General features: G+C 66.8%; 13 protein-coding genes. 5 read left to right on the forward strand and 8 right to left on the reverse strand.

The window, feature by feature from the left end; all coding sequences use genetic code 11:
* Complete coding sequence (locus tag ACIP9X_RS15260) at positions 1–2,679, forward strand: PEP/pyruvate-binding domain-containing protein (protein ID WP_400480592.1); 2,679 nt, start codon at positions 1–3, stop codon at positions 2,677–2,679.
* 228 nt (positions 2,680–2,907) lie between these two features.
* On the forward strand, positions 2,908–4,590 hold the full coding sequence (locus tag ACIP9X_RS15265; protein ID WP_400480593.1) for a DUF222 domain-containing protein: 1,683 nt from the start codon (positions 2,908–2,910) through the stop codon (positions 4,588–4,590).
* 195 nt (positions 4,591–4,785) lie between these two features.
* Here the strand turns inward: ACIP9X_RS15265 and ACIP9X_RS15270 are convergent, their stop codons facing one another.
* The 7 genes from ACIP9X_RS15270 to ACIP9X_RS15300 all read right to left on the reverse strand — a co-directional run bounded on the left by ACIP9X_RS15270 (position 4,786) and on the right by ACIP9X_RS15300 (position 12,084).
* Complete coding sequence (locus tag ACIP9X_RS15270; RefSeq protein ID WP_400480594.1) at positions 4,786–5,742, reverse strand: D-2-hydroxyacid dehydrogenase family protein; 957 nt, start codon at positions 5,740–5,742, stop codon at positions 4,786–4,788.
* Positions 5,743–5,831: 89 nt separating this feature from the next.
* On the reverse strand, positions 5,832–6,224 hold the full coding sequence (locus ACIP9X_RS15275) for a universal stress protein (RefSeq protein WP_400480595.1): 393 nt from the start codon (positions 6,222–6,224) through the stop codon (positions 5,832–5,834).
* On the reverse strand, positions 6,221–7,912 hold the full coding sequence (locus tag ACIP9X_RS15280) for a tripartite tricarboxylate transporter permease (protein ID WP_400480596.1): 1,692 nt from the start codon (positions 7,910–7,912) through the stop codon (positions 6,221–6,223). The genes ACIP9X_RS15275 and ACIP9X_RS15280 overlap by 4 nt, the downstream gene beginning before the upstream one ends.
* Positions 7,913–8,416: a tripartite tricarboxylate transporter TctB family protein gene (locus ACIP9X_RS15285; RefSeq protein ID WP_400480597.1), complete on the reverse strand. Its 504-nt coding sequence runs from the start codon at positions 8,414–8,416 to the stop codon at positions 7,913–7,915.
* The gene (locus ACIP9X_RS15290; protein WP_400480598.1) at positions 8,413–9,423 is read right to left on the reverse strand and encodes a Bug family tripartite tricarboxylate transporter substrate binding protein; all 1,011 of its coding nucleotides are present in this window, start codon (positions 9,421–9,423) and stop codon (positions 8,413–8,415) included. Before ACIP9X_RS15290 ends, ACIP9X_RS15285 begins: the two co-directional genes overlap by 4 nt.
* A 154-nt stretch (positions 9,424–9,577) precedes the next feature.
* Positions 9,578–10,720 (reverse strand): amidohydrolase family protein, encoded by a 1,143-nt coding sequence (locus ACIP9X_RS15295; RefSeq protein ID WP_400480599.1) that lies wholly within the window; start codon positions 10,718–10,720, stop codon positions 9,578–9,580.
* The gene (locus ACIP9X_RS15300) at positions 10,720–12,084 is read right to left on the reverse strand and encodes a glutamine synthetase (RefSeq protein WP_400480600.1); all 1,365 of its coding nucleotides are present in this window, start codon (positions 12,082–12,084) and stop codon (positions 10,720–10,722) included. Before ACIP9X_RS15300 ends, ACIP9X_RS15295 begins: the two co-directional genes overlap by 1 nt.
* A 278-nt stretch (positions 12,085–12,362) precedes the next feature.
* On the opposite strand from ACIP9X_RS15300, the gene ACIP9X_RS15305 reads away from it, so the two are divergent.
* From ACIP9X_RS15305 to ACIP9X_RS15315, 3 genes are all read left to right on the forward strand, one after another.
* Entirely contained in the window at positions 12,363–13,967 is a 1,605-nt protein-coding gene (locus ACIP9X_RS15305) for an ATP-binding protein (protein ID WP_400480664.1), read from the forward strand.
* The gene (locus ACIP9X_RS15310; protein WP_400480601.1) at positions 13,964–14,632 is read left to right on the forward strand and encodes a response regulator; all 669 of its coding nucleotides are present in this window, start codon (positions 13,964–13,966) and stop codon (positions 14,630–14,632) included. The genes ACIP9X_RS15305 and ACIP9X_RS15310 overlap by 4 nt, the downstream gene beginning before the upstream one ends.
* A 515-nt stretch (positions 14,633–15,147) precedes the next feature.
* Positions 15,148–15,546, forward strand: coding sequence for a hypothetical protein (locus ACIP9X_RS15315; RefSeq protein WP_400480602.1), 399 nt, complete (start codon positions 15,148–15,150; stop codon positions 15,544–15,546).
* 67 nt (positions 15,547–15,613) lie between these two features.
* Here ACIP9X_RS15315 and ACIP9X_RS15320 read toward each other — a convergent pair whose 3' ends face one another.
* Positions 15,614–19,078 carry an SNF2-related protein gene (locus tag ACIP9X_RS15320; protein WP_400480603.1) on the reverse strand — a complete coding sequence of 1,155 codons (3,465 nt, stop codon included), beginning with the start codon at positions 19,076–19,078 and terminating at the stop codon, positions 15,614–15,616.
* Positions 19,079–19,220: the final 142 nt, after the last annotated feature.

The raw sequence follows: 19,220 nt of genomic DNA on the forward strand, positions 1-19,220 counted from the left end.
ATGACCTACATCAAGGACTTCAGCCAGGTGGGCCGCGGCGACCTGGACGAGGCAGGCGGCAAGGGTGCCAACCTCGGTGAGCTGGCCCGGGCCGGCTTTCCGGTGCCGCCGGGCTTCGTGCTCACCACCGCGGCCTATCAGGATTTTGTGAATGCCAACGGAATTGCCGGCCGAATCCTTGAGCTTGGCGCGTTACCTGCCGGCGCTTCGAACGACGACTACGATGCCGCCGCACGGCAGGTCCGTTCCCTTTTCACCGAAAGCATCATGCCTGAGGAGATCGCCGGCGAGCTGCGTGCCGCCTATGACAGGCTCAGCCAGCAGGCGACGGCGGCCGGAAACCACAGTCCCCCAGCAACGCGGGCGCGCGTCGCGGTGCGGTCCTCGGCCACGGCGGAGGACCTCGTCTCCGCCAGCTTTGCCGGCCAGCAGGACACCTACCTGAACATCGCCGGCGCCGACCCAGTCACCGGCGCCGTCATCGATTGCTGGGCATCGCTGTGGAATGCCCGCGCCATGGCATACCGCTCACGGAACGGGATCGATCCGGCCACCGTGCGCCTCGCCGTCGTGATCCAACTGATGGTCGACGCCGATTCCGCCGGCGTTTTGTTCACGGCCAACCCCGCCACGGGCCGCCGCGACCAGACGCTGATCAGCGCTGCCTGGGGGCTGGGCGAGTCGGTGGTGAGCGGGGCCGTCGCCACTGACGACATCGTGGTGGATCCCGCTGCCGGCAGGGTGGAACATCGGCGTACAGCGGACAAGGACGTCATGACCGTGTATGACGGAACAGCCACCGCCGAGCAGCCGGTGCCGGAGCGGAAGCGCCGGGAGCCCGTGCTCGACGACGAGGCGGCCGCCGTGCTGGCCCGCCACGGAACCGCCATCGCGAAGCACTTCGGGGCGCCTCAGGACATTGAATGGGCCCGTGCGGCCGGAGAATTCTTCATCCTCCAGGCCCGGCCCATCACCGCGCTGCCCGAGCCCTCGGCCGACGCGCCGACGGAGTGGCCGCTGCCGTATCCCAAGGGCCTGTATTTCCGGGCCAGCATCGTTGAGCAGCTGCCGGATCCGCTGTCGCCCCTGTTCGCCGACCTCATCGACAGCTCCGTGGTGAAGTCCCTGAACGCCCTCATGGCCGAGGCGTTCGGTAAGAACGTGGTGCGGCCGGGGGACATCTCGCTGCCCACCATCAACGGCTACGCGTACTACTACTACAACAACGCCGGCATGCGGCGTGTGCTGGGCAAGTCGTTGACGGCGGTACGCGGCCTGGCGCAAGGCAAGGCCCACATGGGTATCAAGGGCTGGCGGGAACACTCCCACCCCCGATACCGGGGACTCGTGAAGTTCTGGGCGGCCAAACCGCCATCGGACCGTCCGGCGGCAGAACTGCTGGAGGGCATTTCCGCGCTCCTGGACGCCGCCGCCGAGTACTACACCGCGGTGCAGTCCATTATCCCCGCCGCCGCGACCAGCGAGATCATGTTTCGGGGCTACTACGACAAGCTCCTCCGGCGGCCCGGAGATCCGTCCGCGGAGATTTTCCTCCTTGGCTATGACAGCGAGCCCATCCGCGCCGAGAAGTCGCTGTATGACCTGGCACTGTGGGCCCGGGAACGGCCGCAGCTTGCCGCTGCCGTCATTGAAGTGCCGGCGGCCGGAATCGCTGAATCTCTCGGCAGCGCGACGCCTCCGGTGGGAGTGGACGGGGACCAGTGGGGCCAATTTAGTTCCCGCTTCCGGCGGCACCTGGACCGTTTCGGACATGCCGTCTACAACCTCGACTTCGTCAACCCTGTGCCGGCGGATGATCCCTCGGCCTTGCTGGAGACCCTGAGGTACTTCGTTAGCGGGCAGGGCAAGGATCCTTACCAGCGGCAGCAGAGTTCCGCAGACCGGCGGGAGGAGCAGACCCGGCAGATCGCCACCAGGCTGGGGCCGCGGCGCCGTGCCGTCTTCCACCGGCTGCTGCGCTGGGCGCAGCAGGCAGCGCCTGTGCGCGAGGACGCACTGGCCGACGTCGGCCTGGCCTGGCCGCTAATGCGCCGGATGCTGCTTGAGCTGGGAAAGCGGCTCACGGACTCGGGCGTCATCCCCGATCCGTCCGACATTTTCTGGCTCCGCATCAATGAGCTCCGCACCGCCATTGACTTCGGTCTGGCGGACCCCGGCGCAGCCATCACCGGAACAGGGCGGCCAGTCCGGGCAGAAGCCGTGGAGCAGCGCAGGATGCTGTGGCGGGGCCAGCGGAAGGCCGCGGTCCCGCAGCTGCTTCCCGAGAGCCGGTGGATAGAGCGGGCATTCGGCAGCATGATGCCCGCGCGTTCACGGCAGCAGCCCGGGGACGTTATCTGCGGCGTCGCTGCCAGCTCGGGACAGGTGAGCGCAACGGCCCGGCTGCTGCACGGCCCCGACGACTTTGCGAGTATGCAGCCCGGCGAGGTGCTGGTGGCCCGCATGACCACCCCCGCCTGGACACCGCTATTTGCGATGGCGTCCGGCGTCGTCACGGATGTTGGCGGCCCGCTGAGCCACAGCTCGATCGTCGCCCGCGAGTACGGCATCCCTGCCGTCCTCGGCACCGGTGTGGCCACCCAAAGGGTGTCAAACGGCCGGCGAGTGACGGTCGACGGCGACGCCGGCACCGTGACGCTCGACGCCTCCGGGGCCTGATTGGCGGCCCTCGAGGGTACCGGCCGCTGAGTGGGTGCCGGCAGCTGACGGGCGCCCGCTCACCCAGTGCCCAACTGGGTGGCAGATCAGGGCGTTCTCAGGGACGGGAACGCCCCGATCTGCGACCTAGTTTTCGTTCTCGGGTGGATCAAAGAATCATTTTCGATTCGGCCCGCACGTGGCGCCCTGCCACCCTTAAATGTCGGTGCCCCCTGTCATGCTGCGGGTATGGATAACGCGGCAGTTGCGGAGACCTTGGAGGCCATAAGCGCCTCCGCTCTTTCACTGGCTGCTGCGCTTCGCCGGGCGGTTGATCCGGGTGCGGATGGCGCGGATCCGGGCCCGGCCGGCGCGGATCCACGACCGGATAAGGCGGAGCTTCCGCAGGACGAGGCGGACCCGCTGGGGGATCAGGCGGATGCATGCCTGGACGGCCTGGCCGATGTGGCTCGTATGGAGGCCCGTTTGGCGGCGGTGAAGGTGCACCTCGCCGCCGGGTTCGCGGAGGCGGACGAGGCCATGACCCCGCCTGGGGCGTCCGCGCAGGACCGCACCGTCCGGCAGATGTCCGTGACCGCTGAGGTTGCTGGCGCCCTGACCATCAGTGAAGGGGCAGCCTCACGGCTGCTGGTCGAATCCGCCACTCTGAGCAACGACCTGCCGTTGGCGCTGGGCGCCCTTCAGGCAGGGACTTTCTCGTGGCAACACGGGCGCATCATGTGCAATGAAACCGAAGGGCTGGATCCGGCGGCTGCGGCTGCTTTCGAGGCGCATTTTCTAGACCGTGACGCGCCCGGGTATGCGCGGGGTTGCCCGGCCGGGGAGCTGACGCCGGGCAGGTTCCGGGCCAAGGCGCGGTATTGGCGGGAGCGGCATCACCAGGACAGCATCGAAACCCGCCACACCAAGAGTGCGAAGGATCGGCGGCTGGAGTACGTTCCGGACCGGGACGGTATGGCCTGGGTCTCGGCGTATCTGCCGGCGGACCAGGCTGCCGGGATCTGGGACCGGACCACCGCCGCCGCCCGGGCTATGCAGGGTCAGGCTGAGTCACGGACCCTGACGCAGCTGCGCGTCGACGCTTTCGCCAGCTGGTTGCTCACGGCAGACCACGAGGTTGATGGCACGGTTGACGGCCCGCCCGCAGAATCCGTGCCCGCAGGTTCAGTGCATGCACGTTTGATGCCCGCACGTTCCGCCCCGGCCGGTGATGTGCCGTCCCCTAAGGCGCAGGTGCTGGTCACGGTTCCGGTGTTCTCACTGCTCGGACTGACCGAGGAACCGGCCATGCTCGACGGCTACGGGCCCATTCCCGCCAGCATGGCCCGCCGGCTCGTCGCCGACGGCGCGGGCTCGTTCCTGCGGGTGCTGACCGACCCACGGGACGGGGCGCCGCTGGAAATCGGACGCACGAGCTACCGGGTCACGAAGCCAATGCGCCAATGGCTGCGGCTCCGCGACGCGCGCTGCACGTTCCCCGCCTGCAACAACCACTCCCTCGACAACGACGCCGACCACCTCCTGGCCTGGTCCGATGGCGGCAGCACCGGCATCCTTAATCTCGGCCAGACCTGCCCCAAACACCACCGCCTGAAACACGCCACAGCGTGGCGACCGGTCGGCGCGACCCGGGACGCGGCCCCGGGCTGGCTCTCACCGTCGGGGCGGTCTTACCCCAGCGAACACCAGGACTGGGAGCCGCCCACCTGGCCGGAACCGCCACCCGCCCAGGACTGGCAGGACCCCGACCGCTTCATCGACCCCGACCGCTTCATCGACCCCGACCGCTTCATCGACCCCGACCGCTTCATCGACCCCGACGACTTCGTCGACCCGGACGGTTTCGACGGAGTAGGGCCAGCACGGCCGGCAGATCCACGGCCCGACTGGGCCTCATTGGCAGCAGCCTAAAAGGCCGCCTGTCCCACCAGCGCGGCCTGAAGGCGGGCCGGGTCTCCTTGTTCTGGCGGCTTGTTCCGGCGGCATGGCCGGCTGTTCCGGTGGCCACCTCGCAGGAGTGTGACCGTGCCTGGGCCCGGTCTTATCCCCGGCCCTCACATGCCAACAGACGCGACAACGGCGATTCCTGCCGGCGTCATAAGTCTCCTACGGCGCCAGCACCCGGATCGGGGAGCCGTCCAGCCATGCGGTGACGTCCTCAAGGGCGCCGCCGAAGAAGGCCCGGTAGCTGGCGTCGGTCACGTAGCCCAAGTGCGGTGCCAGCAGGGTCCGTGGCGCGCCGAGGAGGGGATGGCCGGCCGGCAGCGGTTCCTGGTCGAACACGTCGAGCGCCGCCCCGCGGATCCATCCCTCGTACAGTGCTGTAACCAGAGCTCGCTGGTCCACGAGGGGACCGCGGGCGGTGTTCACCAACACGCCGTCCGGCCCGAGCAGCCGCAGTTCACGTTCACCGACTGTTCCCTCCGAACGCGGCGATAGCCGCAAATGGAGGGACACGACGTCGGACTCCCGGAAGAGCTCGTCCTTGCCGACCTTCCGGGCACCTGCGTCCGCAGCGACGTCCCCGGTCAGGTTCTGGCTCCAAGCCAGCACCTCCATCCCGAAGGCGCGGCCGTAGCCGGCGATCCGCTTTCCAATCTTCCCCAGCCCCACAATGCCGAGGGTCTTGCCGGACAGTTCGAAGCCGACGCCGGTCTGCCAGCGCCCGTCGCGGAGGCTGGCTTCCTCGTGCGTCAGGTCCCGGGCAAATGCCAGCAGCAGCGCCCAGGTCAGTTCGGGCGCGGCAGCGGGGGAGCCGCCCGTTCCGCAGACGGTGATGCCCAGCCGGGATGCTGCGTCCACATCGATCGAGGCGTTGGCGGCGCCGGTGGTAATCAGCAGTTTCAGCCGGGGCAGCTGTTCGAGGACGCGGCCGGGAAACGGCGTCCGCTCCCGCATGGCAACGATGATGTCGGCGTCCTGCAGTGCTTTCACGACATCCGCTTCCGCAGCGAGGTGGTGGTTGAACGCAGTGACGTCGACGCCACGCTGTTCGAGGGAGCTCCAGTCGGCGAAGCTGTGGGCGACGCGCTGGTAGTCATCGAGAATCGCGAGCTGCTGCATGGTGTCCTTCTGCCTCAAGACCAAAGAGGTAGGAACCCGCCGGTGCGGGAACCTACCTCTGAGGCTAATTGAGTGGGCCTGTTTACGGGTCAGCCGGCCTTGACTGCCAACACCGGGCAGGTTGCCTCCAGCAGGATCTGCTGGGCCGTGCTGCCCATGATCAGCTTCCCCACGGGAGTCCGCTTGCGGAGGCCGATGACAATCAGTTCGGCCTGGTATTCCTCAGCGGCCTCCAGCACTTCACTCGCCGCATCATTGCCGCGGACCCGCTGCAGGACGAGATGCTCCAAGCCCTCCTTCTCCAGCCTGTCGGTGACCGCATTGAGGTCTTCGGCCTGGGCGTACCGCTTGTCCACCAGCGCGTCCCCGCGGGAGGAGTTGATGATGACCAGCCTGCTCTGATGATTCCGGGCCTCGCTGATCGCCCGGTCAAGGGCGGCTGCGCCTTCCGGCGTGGGTACGTACCCGACAATGATGCTCACTGCTTCTCCTGTCCGTGATTGGCATGGGTGACCTTGGGCGTGTCTTTCCGGCCGTCGGTGGAATCCGGGTGACCCTCGCTGACAGCGGTGGATCCACTCGCCGTCGGGCTGTCCTTGGCAGGACTGTCAGCAGCCTGGGCGTCAGCAGGACCCCCGGCGGGCGCCGGAGCTGGAGCAACGCCGCCGGCAACTGCTACCCCGCCGCGGCGGGTGCGGCGCCACATCTTGAACAGGAACGGCCAGAGGAGCACGAGCGCCAGGATGATGTAGACGACGACGGCGATCGGCTCGCTCCACAGCCCCGAGACGTCGCCGGCGCTCAGCTGCAGCGTCTGGCGCAGCTCCGTCTCAACGCGCGGCCCGAGGATCACTCCGAGGATGAGCGGCAGAACGGGCAGACCGTAGCGGCGCATGAGGAAGCCCAGCACGCCCAGGACCAGCAGGACCGCCAGGTCGAACGCCTGCAGGTTCACCGAGTAGGCGCCCAGCGTGGCGAAGAAGAGGATGCCTGCGTACAGGTACGGGCGCGGCAGCCGGAGCAGCTTCGCCCAGACCGGGGCAAGGGGAAGGTTGACCAGCAGCAGCAGGAAGTTGCCGATGAACAGGCTGGCGATCAGCGCCCAGACCAGCGGGCCTTCGTTTTCGAACAGGAGCGGCCCGGGCTGGATGCCGAACTGCACGAACGCTGCCAGCATGACGGCGGCGGTGGCGTTCGTCGGCAGGCCCAGCGCCAGCAGCGGCGTCAGGGTGCCGGCCGCGGCCGCGTTGTTGGCAGCTTCCGGCCCGGCGACGCCTTCAATGGCGCCCTTGCCGAACTCCTCGGGGTGCTTGGAGAGCCGCTTCTCGGTCACATAGGAGAGGAATGTGGGGATCTCGGCACCGCCGGCGGGCAGTGCCCCGAACGGGAAACCGAAGGCCGTGCCGCGCAGCCACGGCTTCCAGGACCGCTTCCAGTCCTTTTTGCCCATCCACGGCGCGCCCACCGGGATGATCTGCAGCGGAGTGCGGCGCAGGTGCGCGGCAACCCACAATGCTTCACCGACGGCGAAGATCGCTACGGCGACCACCACGACGTCGAGGCCGTCGGAGAGCAGCGGCAGCCCGAACGTGAGCCGCGCCTGGCCGGAGACGAAGTCGAGGCCGACCAGGCCGATAGCCAGACCCAGTCCGAGGGACGCAAAGCCGCGCAGCCGGGACGAGCCAAGGACGGCGGTGACGGCCAGCAGGGCCAGGACCATGATGGCGAAGTAGCTGGGGGAGCCAAGGCTCACAGCGAACTGGACGACAATCGGCGCGAAGACCACCAGGAGGGTGGTGCCGATCGTGCCGGCGACGAACGAGCCGATGGCCGCCGTCGCCAGGGCCTGGGCCGCTTTACCGGCCTTGGCCATCAGGTTGCCCTCGATCGCGGTGATCACCGAGGAGGATTCGCCGGGGGTGTTGAGCAGGATCGAGGTGGTGGAACCGCCGAACATGCCGCCGTAGTAGATGCCGGCAAACATGATGAACGCGCTGGTCGGTTCAAGGACGGTGGCCACCGGGAGCAGCAGCGCGACGGTCATGGCCGGGCCGATGCCGGGCAGGACGCCGACGGCGGTGCCCAGGAGGACGCCGATCAGGGCGTACAGGAGGTTCATGGGGGTCAGCGCCGTCGCGAACCCGTCCATGAGTGAGGACAGGATGTCCATCTAGAGAATCCCTTCAAGGAGCCCGGCGGGGAGGGCGATGCCCAGGCCGAGGTAGAAGCCGTAGAAGGTCAGGAGTGCCAGAGCCAGGGAGATCAGTCCATCGCGGACGTAGTGCCGGCTGCCGAGCGCCCACACGCTGCCCCAGAAGAGGACCGTTCCGGAGATGACCCAGCCGGCCCAGTCGATGAGCAGGATGTTGGCGATGAAGGCGCCGGCCAGGGGGAGGACGGTCTTCCAGTCGCTAGGGTGGGTCAGGTCGACATCCTCGCCACCCTCGGCCTCGCCGCTTCCGCCCCGGAGAACGTTCACTGCCAGCAGCACGGCGCAGACGAGCAGGAGTGCTCCCACGATAATCGGCAGGGCCTTGGGGCCCACCGGGTCCGACTGGGAGTACGGCACAACCAGGCGCGCTGCGTCAATGAGGACCAGTGCGCCGACCGCCCCGAGCAGGGCTGCGATGCCCAGCTCGGAGCGGCCTTTGAGGCGGGAGGCCAAGGAGGTCACGCCAGGCCGAGCTTCGTCAGAACGTCGGCGACGCGCTTGTCCTGGTCGGTGAGGAAGGTCTTGAACTCATCACCGGTGACGAAGGCGTCGGTCCAGCCGCGGGTCTTCAGGGTTTCCTTCCACGAAGCTGACTCGTGCATCTTCTCCAGCGTGGCGATCAGTGCGTCGCGGTCGGCGTCGCTGATGCCGGGAGGGGCCACGATGCCGCGCCAGTTCGTGAAGACCAGGTCGATGTTGGATTCCTTCAGGGTGGGGGCGTCCACGCCTTCCAGCCGGTTCTCACCGCTCGTTGCCAGGACGCGGATGGCGCCGGACTTGATCTGCTGCATGTATTCGCCTGCGCCGGAGGCTGCGAAGCCGAGCTTGTTGCCGATGATGGCCGGCAGCAGGTCTCCGCCGCCATCGTAGGAGACGAAGTTGACCTTGGTCGCGTCGATGCCCACGGCACCAGCGAGCTGCATGGGCAGGAGGTGGTCGGGGCCGCCCGCCGAGGAACCGCCGCCGACGCTCACCTTGGACGGGTCCTTCTTCCACGCGGCCACAAGATCATCGATGGTCTTGTACGGGGAGTCCTTGGAAACCATGATGGCGCCCGGCTCTTCGATGAGCTTCGCCAGCGGGGTGGTCTCGGTCAGCTTCGACTCGGACTTGTTGGTGTAGCTGGCGCCGACGACGCCGAGTCCCATGAGCATGGCCAAGTCGCCGTTGCCTTTTTCATTGACCACGCGGGCCAGGCCGACGGTGCCGCCGGCGCCGGCGAGGTTGAAGACCTCGGGGTTGGTGGCGAGCTTCTCGTCTTCGAGAACCTTTGCCGCGGCGCGTGCGGTGGTGTCGTAGCCGCCGCCGGGGGTGTTGGGCACCATGATGCGCAGCCCGGTCAGGGGTGCGGTGCTTGCTCCGGTGGTGGCGGTGCCGGCGTCAGTCTTGCCTGTTGCTCCGCAGCCTGAAGCCATCAGGGCGATGCCTGCCGCTACGGCTGCTATGCGCAATGCGCTGAGTCCGCGCATGGTGTTCCTCTTCTCGTTGGTCCATTTGATCGGTGTGGTTCTGATGCTAGGACCCAAAGTGACGCGGCTCACTCTTGTGTAACCAGAGAAAGTTAAGTTCATTGCGTTCACGTTTCCGGGGCCCAACGAGGGCCCGGCGGGAGGTTTGGCGCCCTCAGGGGAGCGGGTACACGTGGCGCGCGTTTTCGTGTGCGATGAGCTGCACGATCCGGCGGGCGTCCGCCTCGGACCAGTCGTCGTCGTCGATCCATCCGCCGACGACCTTGGCAATTGCGTTGCGCCATAGCCTCGCTCCGAGGTAGTGGAGTTCGGCCGGGCCGAATGCGTCGGAGGAGTAAAGGATTTTTGAGAAGGGAGCCAGTTCGAATGAGCGGGCCACCAGGTTCCGGCTCCGTGACCCTGTGAAGTTCACGGCAAGTCCCACGTCGATGTAGACGTTTTCAAAGGCGTGGGCCAAATAGCCGGCCTCGCGCTCGAACGGATAGCAGTGCAGCAGCATGATCGGTGTGTCCCGGACTTCGGCGGACCTGAGAAAGTCAAGGAGGTACAGGGGATTGGTTTTGTGGAGGTCCAGGTCGCGGTCGCCGAATCCCACATGGAACTGCAGCGGAAGCTTCATCGACACCGCCGTATGGATCCCGTGGGCCATGAGGGTCACGTCGGTGAGCTTCGCAATTGTGCCGGTACCTAGGTTCTCCTGCCAGCGGCGGGCAGATTCAGCGACCGCAGCCGGGGCTGGTCGGCTGAGATTCTGGTCGAATCCTGCGCGGTAGGCGAGAACTGTTTTGAAGCCCACAGCGTTGAGGGCGAGGTTTTGCAGCCGCTGACCGAACTCTTCGGCGTAGTCGGCCGGGTTGGCAATCTTCTGTATCAGCTGCTCTGCGACCACTTCCAGTCGAATGATCTCGTGGGTTCGCCCACCCGAGACGTCGGCCATGCCAGCCGGGCCGAGATAGTCAGCGGTATCTAATCCTGTGTCGATCAGCCAGTCGCTCACCCCTGCCGCGCGGGTCATGCGCCGGCTGACCTCGAGCTCTCCAAGCTCGGAGCGCCGGCTCCAGTAATCCGCCGCTGAGGCGTGCCGTGGCAGGTCAAGAATGCCGCTGCACCAGCATCGGATGGCGATACCGAGCTGCGTGTTGTAGGTGTCTTCTGGCTTGGCCAGGGACTCGGTGTTCCCCTCGTTGAGGGCGTTCTGAAAGCGTGCCTCGTCGCCGTCGGCGTGAAACGCGCCATGCACGTGGTGATCGATGAGGCCGACGTATTCTACAAAGTCCGGGAAGGAACTGCCCGCCATTAGATCGACCACGCCAGCCGAAAGCGTTCGGCGAGCTCATCAGGCGCGAGTTCCGCGGAGGTCCGCTGTTCATAGCGCCGGACGGCCACCGTGGCATCGACGATGGCGTCTCCGAGAAGCCCGCGAGCAAGGCGTGACTTATCCAGCGTGTCGATAATGGCGGTGGGGGAGTTTGAGAGCAGGCGGACGTTGGCCCGGTCCCGCTCGTCGGCGGACAACCTTCCCGGGTCACCCGGAACCTCTGCCGGAAGTTTGCGCCCGCTGCGGATGCCATCAAGGGCGAGTGCAAGGATGGCTGCGGACGCCAGGTACACGTTGGCCGACGGATCGACGATTTTTACCTCAACGTTGGCTCCGTGCGGATTGCTCTCGCCCTCGTTTAGAAAGCGCACCGAGGCTTCCCGGTTTTCCAGACCCCAACATAAGTAGGCACCTGACCATGTGCCGGGTGCCAACCGGCTTCCGGACAAAACTGATCCCGTGAGGAAACCCTGGATATCAGGGAGTCCTGCGATGATCCCTCCGATGGCCGCGCCTCCCTCGCTGGAGATGCCGTGCTGTCCGCTGCCGCCGGAGAACAGCGACAGGCCGTTCTTTTGGAGCGAAAAGTGCTGGTGGGCACCGTTTCCGACGGTGCCGGGAAAGGGCGATGGGGAGAAAGAGGCCTGCATGCTGTGTGCCCTGGCGACGATGCCCACGATGATCTTGGCAAGGACCACGCTGTCCGCGGCCTGAACGGGCGAGGCAGGCGGAAGGGAAAACTCGAACTGGTTTCTGCCGTACTCGGCGTGGATCTGCTCCAGGGGAATGCCGGCCCGGTTCAACGCCGACAGCAGATCGTCGAGGAATGCCGATCGGTCCAGAAGACCGGTTGCCCCGTACGGGACCCAGGGCGTTGTTTCCAGCGCTGAACCATCCGGGGCGATGAGGAAGAATTCAAGTTCGTGGCCCACGAGTGCCTGGTATCCGGCCTCGTCGAGACTGCCGTAGACGTCGGACAGAATGCCGCGCGCGCAGGCCGGAGAGGCGGCTCCGTCTTGTTCGTAAAGGCTGGCCGGTGCCCATGCCCGGCCCCCTTGCAGGACACGGAGTCCCGCGATATCGACCTTGAGACGCATATCGCCAACGGGCGTGATGGTGTCCGTGAACGCTATCCCGCCGTCGATGGTGAAGACGTGCCAGACAGGGGCGGCACCCATCCCGGATTGGTGGAAGGTTCTAAGCCTGGCTAATGGAACGCTCTTAGCCAGCGTGATGCCCGAAGCATTCACCACCGTGCCGATCACGGTGCGGACGCCGGCCTCCTGTAGTTCGCGTTGTGCCCTTGCTACGGCGGATTCGTCGGCCGATGTCATTTGGGTCATGCGCCTATCATGCGGCGCCTCCCCCTCCAATGAAAGGTTCGCAGCTGTGCCGACTTGTGGCTCCTGCCACTGCCTCCGACGTGACGCTGGAAGGGTGGGCGGCCTGGACCACCGGCAAAACCAGCCGCTGCAGGTGCGGTATAGTTCACCACACCGCGACGGCAACGGCGCGGAATAACGGGTGTGGCGAACTCCTCCCGTCTGCACCCCACCACCCCCGCACCGCGGCGGCCCAACACACACAGGAAGCCAGCAGCACAATGACTCGACGGCGAGGAATGTCCCTTGCGGGGCAGTATCTCCGCCTGCAGTTGCTGATCGTGTTTGCCGTGCTCGTGGCGGTGGTCGCGATCTCGCTGGCCCAGTCCGCAGCTTCCTTTGAGCGCATCGAGGGGCGCCGTGCGTTGTCGGCCGCTGAGACTCTTGCGGCGAACCCGACAGTCCGCGGCCTCCTGAAGGATGCCCAGCCGGGAAGCGGCGCTGCCCTTCCCTCTGTCGCCGAATCAGTGCGCACCATTTCCGGGTCCTCCCATGTTGCACTGGCGCGCGCCGACCGGACTGTCGTGACGTCGTCGGACCCCTCGCAGCAGGGCCGGCAACTCGAACTCGGCGACAGTGTGGTGATGTCCGGGCGTGCCTGGACCGGCGTGGTCAGCACAGGGTCAGGAGACGCGCTCTCCGCCCACGTGCCCGTGCTGGACGACACCGGCGAAATAGTGGGAATCGCCGCCGTCGGCAGGACTTACCCGTCCGTCATCGAACGGCTGGCTGATGCGGTGCCGAATCTGCTTACCTACCTGGGGGTCGCGAGCGTCCTCGGCGTGGCCGGATCGCTGCTCCTGGCGCGGCGCGTCAAGCGCCAGACCCTGGGCATGGAGCCGGATGAGATCACCGGGCTCGTCGAGAACCGGGAGGCAATGCTTCACGGACTCAAGGAGGGCGTGGTTGCGCTGGACCCGGAGCAGCGGATCACCGTGGCCAACGACAGCGCGAGGCGGCTGCTGGGCCTGCCCGACAACTGCGTGGGCAAGGACCTGGCCAGCCTTGAGGTGGAGCCGTCGCTGAAGGAGGTGCTCACCGAGGACCAGCCCGTCGCCGACCGCCTGGTGCTTGTCGGGGAGAGCCTGGTGGTCCTGAACCGGGTGCCTATCCGGTCCCGCGGCCGCGTCATCGGCTCAGTGACAACGTTGCGGGACCGCACGGAGCTGGCTTCCCTTGAGCGCGAGCTGGGCACCACCCGCACGGCCACCGACACCCTCCGCGCCCAGGCGCACGAATTCGCCAACCAGCTCCACACGATTTCCGGCCTGATCCAGATCGGTGAGTATGACGCCGTCGTGCAGTTCGTCAACGGCGCCACGTCCAACCGCACCCGGCTCAATGACGAGGTCACCAGCAGGATCGCGGACCCGGCGCTGGCCGCGCTGCTCATCGCCAAGTCAAGTCTCGCGGCCGAGCGGGGCGTCTCGTTGGAACTCGCGCCGGAGTCCCGGTTGGACCGGGTGGATGAAGAGCTGTCCCGGGACCTGACCACTGTGGTGGGGAACCTGGTGGACAACGCTCTTGATGCGGTCACCAACACGGCCGGCGCCGAGGTTGAGGTGCTGATCGAGGAGGCCGACGGCGGCATCACGGTTGTGGTGCATGATTCAGGACCGGGGGTCCCGGCAGAGATGACGGAAGACATTTTCCGGCAGGGTTTCACCACCAAGACGTCGTCCCAGGGCGGGCGGGGGTACGGCCTGGCGCTCGCACGGGTGGTGTGCCGGCGCCATGGCGGGCGGCTGACGGTGCACAACGACGCCGGCGCGGTGTTCACGGCCGAACTGCTCCGGGCGGGAGCCGCGGGAAATGAAAAGCCAGGCAAGGTGAGGCGGCCATGATCAACGTCCTGATTGTCGATGACGACTTTATGGTGGCGAAGGTGCACGCCGGATTCATCCAGCGCACCTCCGGCTTCCAGGTTGTGGGAGTGGCGCACACCGGGGCGCAGGCGGTGCTGGAGACGCAGCGGCTGCAGCCGGACCTGGTCCTGCTGGACATCCACCTGCCGGACATCAACGGGCTGGACCTGATGCACCGGCTGCGGGAAGTGGCGCCGGAGCTGGATGTGCTGGTGATCAGCGCCGCCAGGGAAGTGGAGACCGTCCGGCGGGCGCTGCGCGGCGGCATCGTCCACTACCTGATCAAGCCGTTTTCCCAGACTGACCTGCAGGAGCGCCTGGAGCACTACCGGAACACGTACCGCAGCCTGGATGCCTCCAAGGACGTGGCGGAGCAGGCCGACGTCAACCGGGTCTTCGGCCTGGAGCGCGGTGACCGGCCGCTGCCCAAGGGCTGCAGTGCCGAAACCCTGCAGGTAGTCGAGCGTGCGCTGCGCGAGGCGGACGGTGACGTCTCCGCCGCAGAACTCGCGGTCCTGGTGGGAACGTCCCGCGTGAGCGCCCGCCGCTACCTTGAGTACCTCAACGATGAGGGGCAGGTGGAGGTCACCCTGAAGTACGGCGTCGGACGTCCCGAGCGCAGGTATGCGTGGAAATCGCGGTGACGACCGCGTGGTGAAGCCTTTCGGCACCTTCCGCTGGCAAAGATATCTGCCACGCTAGAGAACGGAAGGGAGTCCCCTCATGGCTCGCGGAAGCCTTGCAATCAGAGATGCTCCTTCGGGACCATGAGCTTTTCTCCGGCGTCTATCAGGCCAGCCAAATGCCGCCCTTGCTCCGCGGCTGTTCCGCCTCACAGGCGGGAAGTTCGGTGACCTGCGCGACTGGGAGGCCGTCGACGCGTGGGCCGATCAGATCATCGCGCAGCTCCCCACCCCGCCTTCGCCCGACTCCCCAGCAAAGCCTAACGGCTAACCAATTGCGTACCGCGACTAGCTTCCGCGTAGTGGCGGTGCCGGAGAACGGGTAGCCGGCTCTCGTGACGTGATGGCTGCGCGCGCCTTTAAATGGCACTCAAGGGAGAGTCCGTTCGAGGGGGTACCAGCATGATCTGCTTACGAACGCCGGTCGCGGCGTCGGCAATGCCCGTACAGACAGCAGCAGCGTCCGGGGGTGCGCCGTGAGCTCCGGGCTGGCCCCGGCTGTTCAGTTCGCCGCCTCCCTGCCGGGGTCGATCCTGCTGGCGCTGGGGCAGACCCTTGTCCTGGTGTGCGTCTGTTCAGACATGCTCCGCCTGCTCTCGGTGCCCCGCTCGCGCGGGCGCTACATGGCCAACACCGTCTTCCGGACCCTGGCGCTTCCGGCAATTCTGGTCATGGCGTGCACCGTGCTGCTCGACGCGGCGACCGGCGTATGGGGTGACGTCACGCTCGGCATGTTTGTGCTGATGGTGGTGACGTACCGGTGGCGGACCGACACTGACGAGGACAGCTGGTGGAAGGGCAAAGGCAAGGCGCTGGGCAAGTGGCTCAGGAAGCAGACGGCGGGCGGCTTTCGGCCAGCCACTGCTGCAGCGTGACGTGCCCTCCCAGTGATGAACGACGCCGGTGATGCACGACGCCGGCGACGTCTGACGTCGGAACCCATCAGTCGTTGAAGAGCCCCGCGAGGTCCTCGGCGGTGAGCGCGCCGCCGGAGAGCGCATCGCCCTCCATCACATCTGCGAACAGCTGGGACTTCTTCGCCTTGAGCGCCATGACCTTTTCCTCGATGGTGTCCTTGGCCACGAGCCGGTACACCATGACGTTCCGCGCCTGGCCGATGCGGTGCGTGCGGTCCACTGCCTGCGCCTCCGACGCCGGGTTCCACCACGGGTCGAGCAGGAACACGTAGTCGGCCTCCGTGAGGTTCAGGCCGAAACCGCCGGCCTTGAGGCTGATCAGGAACACCGGCGCTGCGCCGTTTTTGAACTCGTTCACCACGTCCGCGCGGTTCCGCGTGCCGCCGTCGAGGTAGCAGAACTCGATGTTCTCCTCCACCAGGCGCTCGCGGACCTTGCCCAGGAAGCCCGTGAACTGGCTGAAGATCAGGGCGCGGTGGCCTTCCGCCACCAGGTCCTCCAGCTGCTCGAAAAGCACGTCCAGCTTGCTGGACCGCACGCCCGACAGCGAGGCGTCGACGAGCGACGCGTCCAGGCTGAGCTGCCGCAGCAGGGTCAGCGACTGGAAAATCGTGAAGCGGTTCTTGTTCACGTCCTCGATCAGGCCCAGGATCTTCTGCCGTTCGCGCTGCAGGTGCGTCTGGTACACCTTCTGGTGGCGCGGGTTGAGCACCACCTCCAGGATCTGCTCCTGCTTCGGCGGCAGGTCCTTGATGACCTGCTCTTTGGTGCGGCGCATCATCAGGGGGCGGACCCGACGGCGGAGCTTGTCCAGCTGCCCCTTGTCGCCGTTCTTTTCCACCGGCTTCTGGTAATACTCCGCGAAGCGGGAGGGGCTGGCAAAGAGCCCCGGCGCCACAATCGAGGTCAGGGCCCAGAACTCCATGAGGTTGTTCTCCAGCGGCGTGCCCGTAACGGCGAGTTTGAAGGCTGCGGGGAGCTTGCGGGCGCACTGGTAGGCCTTGGACTGGTGATTCTTCACGAACTGCGCCTCGTCCAGCACGAGTCCGGCCCACCGGTGTCCGGCGTAGGCTTCGTAGTCGATCCGGAAGAGGGCGTAGGAGGTGATGACGATGTCGGCTCCCGCGATGGTCCCGGCCGGGTCAGCTGCGCTTTTTGCAAACGTCTCGCTGATCACCCGGACCGTGAGCCCGGGAGCGAAGCGCTCCGTCTCAGCCGCCCAGTTGCCCACGACGCTCGTGGGGGCCACCACCAAAAAGGGCGCACCGCCGTCGTACGTTGTGTTGTTTTCAGCAGCCGCACCGTCCTTGGAAACCGTGCCGGAGGCGTGCTCCTTCGCCGCACACATCAGGGCCAGCGCCTGGACGGTCTTGCCGAGTCCCATGTCGTCTGCCAGCACACCGCCGAGGCCGTGCCGGTACAGGAAACTCAGCCAGTTATAGCCTTCCAGCTGGTACGGCCGCAGTTCGGCATTCAGGGTGGCGGGAAGGGGCAGGCCCTGCACATCACCCTCAAGCAGTCCGCCGACCGCTTCGCGCCAGGCAGCGGCCTGCTCATCCACGATTCCCAGCTGTGCCAACTCGTCCCACAATCCTGCCTGGAACCGGCTGATCTGCAGCGGGCCGTCCTTGTTGTCCTGGAGCGCGCGGGCTTCGTCGATGAGGGCCCGCAGCTGGTGCAGCTCCGGCAGGTCCAGCGAGAAGTACGCACCGCTGGGCAGCAGCATGCGCGTCTGACCCGCGGCGAGCGCTGAAAACAGGGCGGCAAATGAGACGGGCTGGCCTTCCAGCGTGATCACGATGCCGAGGTCGAACCAGTCCCGCTGGTCGGTGGCCGTGGTGGAGATCGCCACCACCGGGGCTTCTTCGGCCTCACGGTAATCGGCGATATCCCCGGAGGTGTCCACCTCGACGCCGGGTGTGTTCTGCAGGCGGGGGAGAACCTCCTCCGTGAAGGCCAGGGTGTCCAGCCCGCTCAGCTCGGCGGAGGCGGCAAGGCGCGGCGTGCCCCAGCCTCCGGTGGATGATTCACCCAGCTTGGGCACCACGTCCCACGGCTGGCCCACTGTCTCCAGGATGCGTGCCTCCGCGGCATCATCCCGGTACCCATGATCGCCCGGATGGCGCCACAGCGGCTGCGCGGTGACGAGGTTTCCCGACGTGTAATGCCATTCCCAGTGCAGCCGCACCCGGTGGTCCGCGCCGTAGTTGGCCAGCAGGGACAGGGTGGGGACCGCGAGCTCGGGCAGCTCCACGGACTCGTCCAATGTGGTCACCCGCGCCGATTGCTTGAGCTTTGGGTAGAAGCCGGTCAGGAAGCGGCTTTCGTCCCGCGCCGGGATGTGCAGGGTGCTGCCGGCCGTCACGAACGCCAGCAGTTCCTCACTGAGCCCGCTTTCCAGCGGTGCCAGCGTGATGACGGAATCACCGTTGATGCCGGGGAGCGCGTCCCCACCGGAAGTGGCGAAGATGCCATGGGCCGGCCGGCCGATGGTGCCCACGGAGGCCGGATCAACGCCGGCGCCCTCAATGGTGATGGTGGGGGCGAGCTCCAGCCCGCCGTCGTCGGATTTCCTGCCGTTGGCGGAACTGCCGCTCACGGAACTGCCGCTTACGGCAGGGCCGTGGCGGCTCAGATCAAGGCCGACGACGGCGGCAGACTCGGCGATGCGGACCGGCTCCTGCCCGCGGCTGTGGACCAGGGCAAGGCCGATCTTTTTGGCTTCCTCCAGCAGGCCCCACAGGTTCTTGCCCGCGAACGTGTTCATTCCCAGCCACAGGGCGGAGGAAGAATGCACCCGGTTGGCGGCAGACGTGTGGGCGGCGAGGAAGGCCTGCATCCACTCCACGTGGGTCTGGTTGCATTCCCGCTTGAAGCTCAGATAGCTGAGGGTGTTCCACGAAACGTCGCCGCGGATCCACTTGCCCTTGGCGCCCATAATCACCGGGCGGGCCTTGAGCTGCCGGACGCTGCGCAGGGGATCCCGCCGGCCGGTGTAGGAGAAGTGCGGGGCGGGCTCCTCCACTTCGAACTGCAGTGCCAGCGGGGTCCCGCCGGCGGAGGGCGCGATGCCGGGCTGCGAAATCAGCGGGCTGAGCGCCTGCTCCCATCCTGCCGGCTCAGCCAGCGAGGGCTCCCTGGCGAGGCGGGAAACGTCGGCGGGTGCCAGCAGCTGCACCCGGATGGCGGGGTTGTCCTCTGCGGCGAACAGCAGGGCGGCCACATGCTTGCAGTCCTTGCGCACCGGGCAGCTGCAGACGCCCACGGTGCAGCTCCAGCCGCCCGCCCTCCGCACCAGCTTGGCGGTGGTGGAATACGGCGCGTCCGCGCCGCCGCGCACCTTGCCCAGCATCAGTCCGGTCGCGGCGTCAAACGAAATGCCGGTGACGCGGCTCCCCATGGCATAGGCGAGCCCGGCCGCGAGGGAGCGGTCGTTGATTGCGGGGGTCTGGATTGCCAGTGCCGCACTCTCGTCCGGTCTGGATGGCATGGTGCGCGCTACTTTCGGCAGGTCAACATCTGCAGGTTATCTGATCCATCTTAGTCAGCCGGCGGGGGCCCTGAAACTTCGCCGGACAGTTCACCGCGAAAAGCCCCGGTGCTACCGTGGAAAGTGATCTGCAGGACGTTTT

This window comes from Arthrobacter sp. NPDC093125, from assembly GCF_044754225.1.
Taxonomy (GTDB): Bacteria; Actinomycetota; Actinomycetes; order Actinomycetales; family Micrococcaceae; genus Arthrobacter.

Excerpts from the sequence above, each read along its gene's own strand:
- ACIP9X_RS15310 (WP_400480601.1), top strand. The coding sequence starts at position 13,964 with ATGATCAACGTCCTGATTGTCGATGACGACTTTATGGTGGCGAAGGTG.
- ACIP9X_RS15300 (WP_400480600.1), bottom strand. The coding sequence starts at position 12,084 with ATGACCCAAATGACATCGGCCGACGAATCCGCCGTAGCAAGGGCACAA.
- ACIP9X_RS15295 (WP_400480599.1), bottom strand. The coding sequence starts at position 10,720 with ATGGCGGGCAGTTCCTTCCCGGACTTTGTAGAATACGTCGGCCTCATC.
- ACIP9X_RS15280 (WP_400480596.1), bottom strand. The coding sequence starts at position 7,912 with ATGGACATCCTGTCCTCACTCATGGACGGGTTCGCGACGGCGCTGACC.
- ACIP9X_RS15290 (WP_400480598.1), bottom strand. The coding sequence starts at position 9,423 with ATGCGCGGACTCAGCGCATTGCGCATAGCAGCCGTAGCGGCAGGCATC.
- ACIP9X_RS15265 (WP_400480593.1), top strand. The coding sequence starts at position 2,908 with ATGGATAACGCGGCAGTTGCGGAGACCTTGGAGGCCATAAGCGCCTCC.
- ACIP9X_RS15305 (WP_400480664.1), top strand. The coding sequence starts at position 12,363 with ATGTCCCTTGCGGGGCAGTATCTCCGCCTGCAGTTGCTGATCGTGTTT.
- ACIP9X_RS15320 (WP_400480603.1), bottom strand. The coding sequence starts at position 19,078 with ATGCCATCCAGACCGGACGAGAGTGCGGCACTGGCAATCCAGACCCCC.
- ACIP9X_RS15260 (WP_400480592.1), top strand. The coding sequence starts at position 1 with ATGACCTACATCAAGGACTTCAGCCAGGTGGGCCGCGGCGACCTGGAC.
- ACIP9X_RS15270 (WP_400480594.1), bottom strand. The coding sequence starts at position 5,742 with ATGCAGCAGCTCGCGATTCTCGATGACTACCAGCGCGTCGCCCACAGC.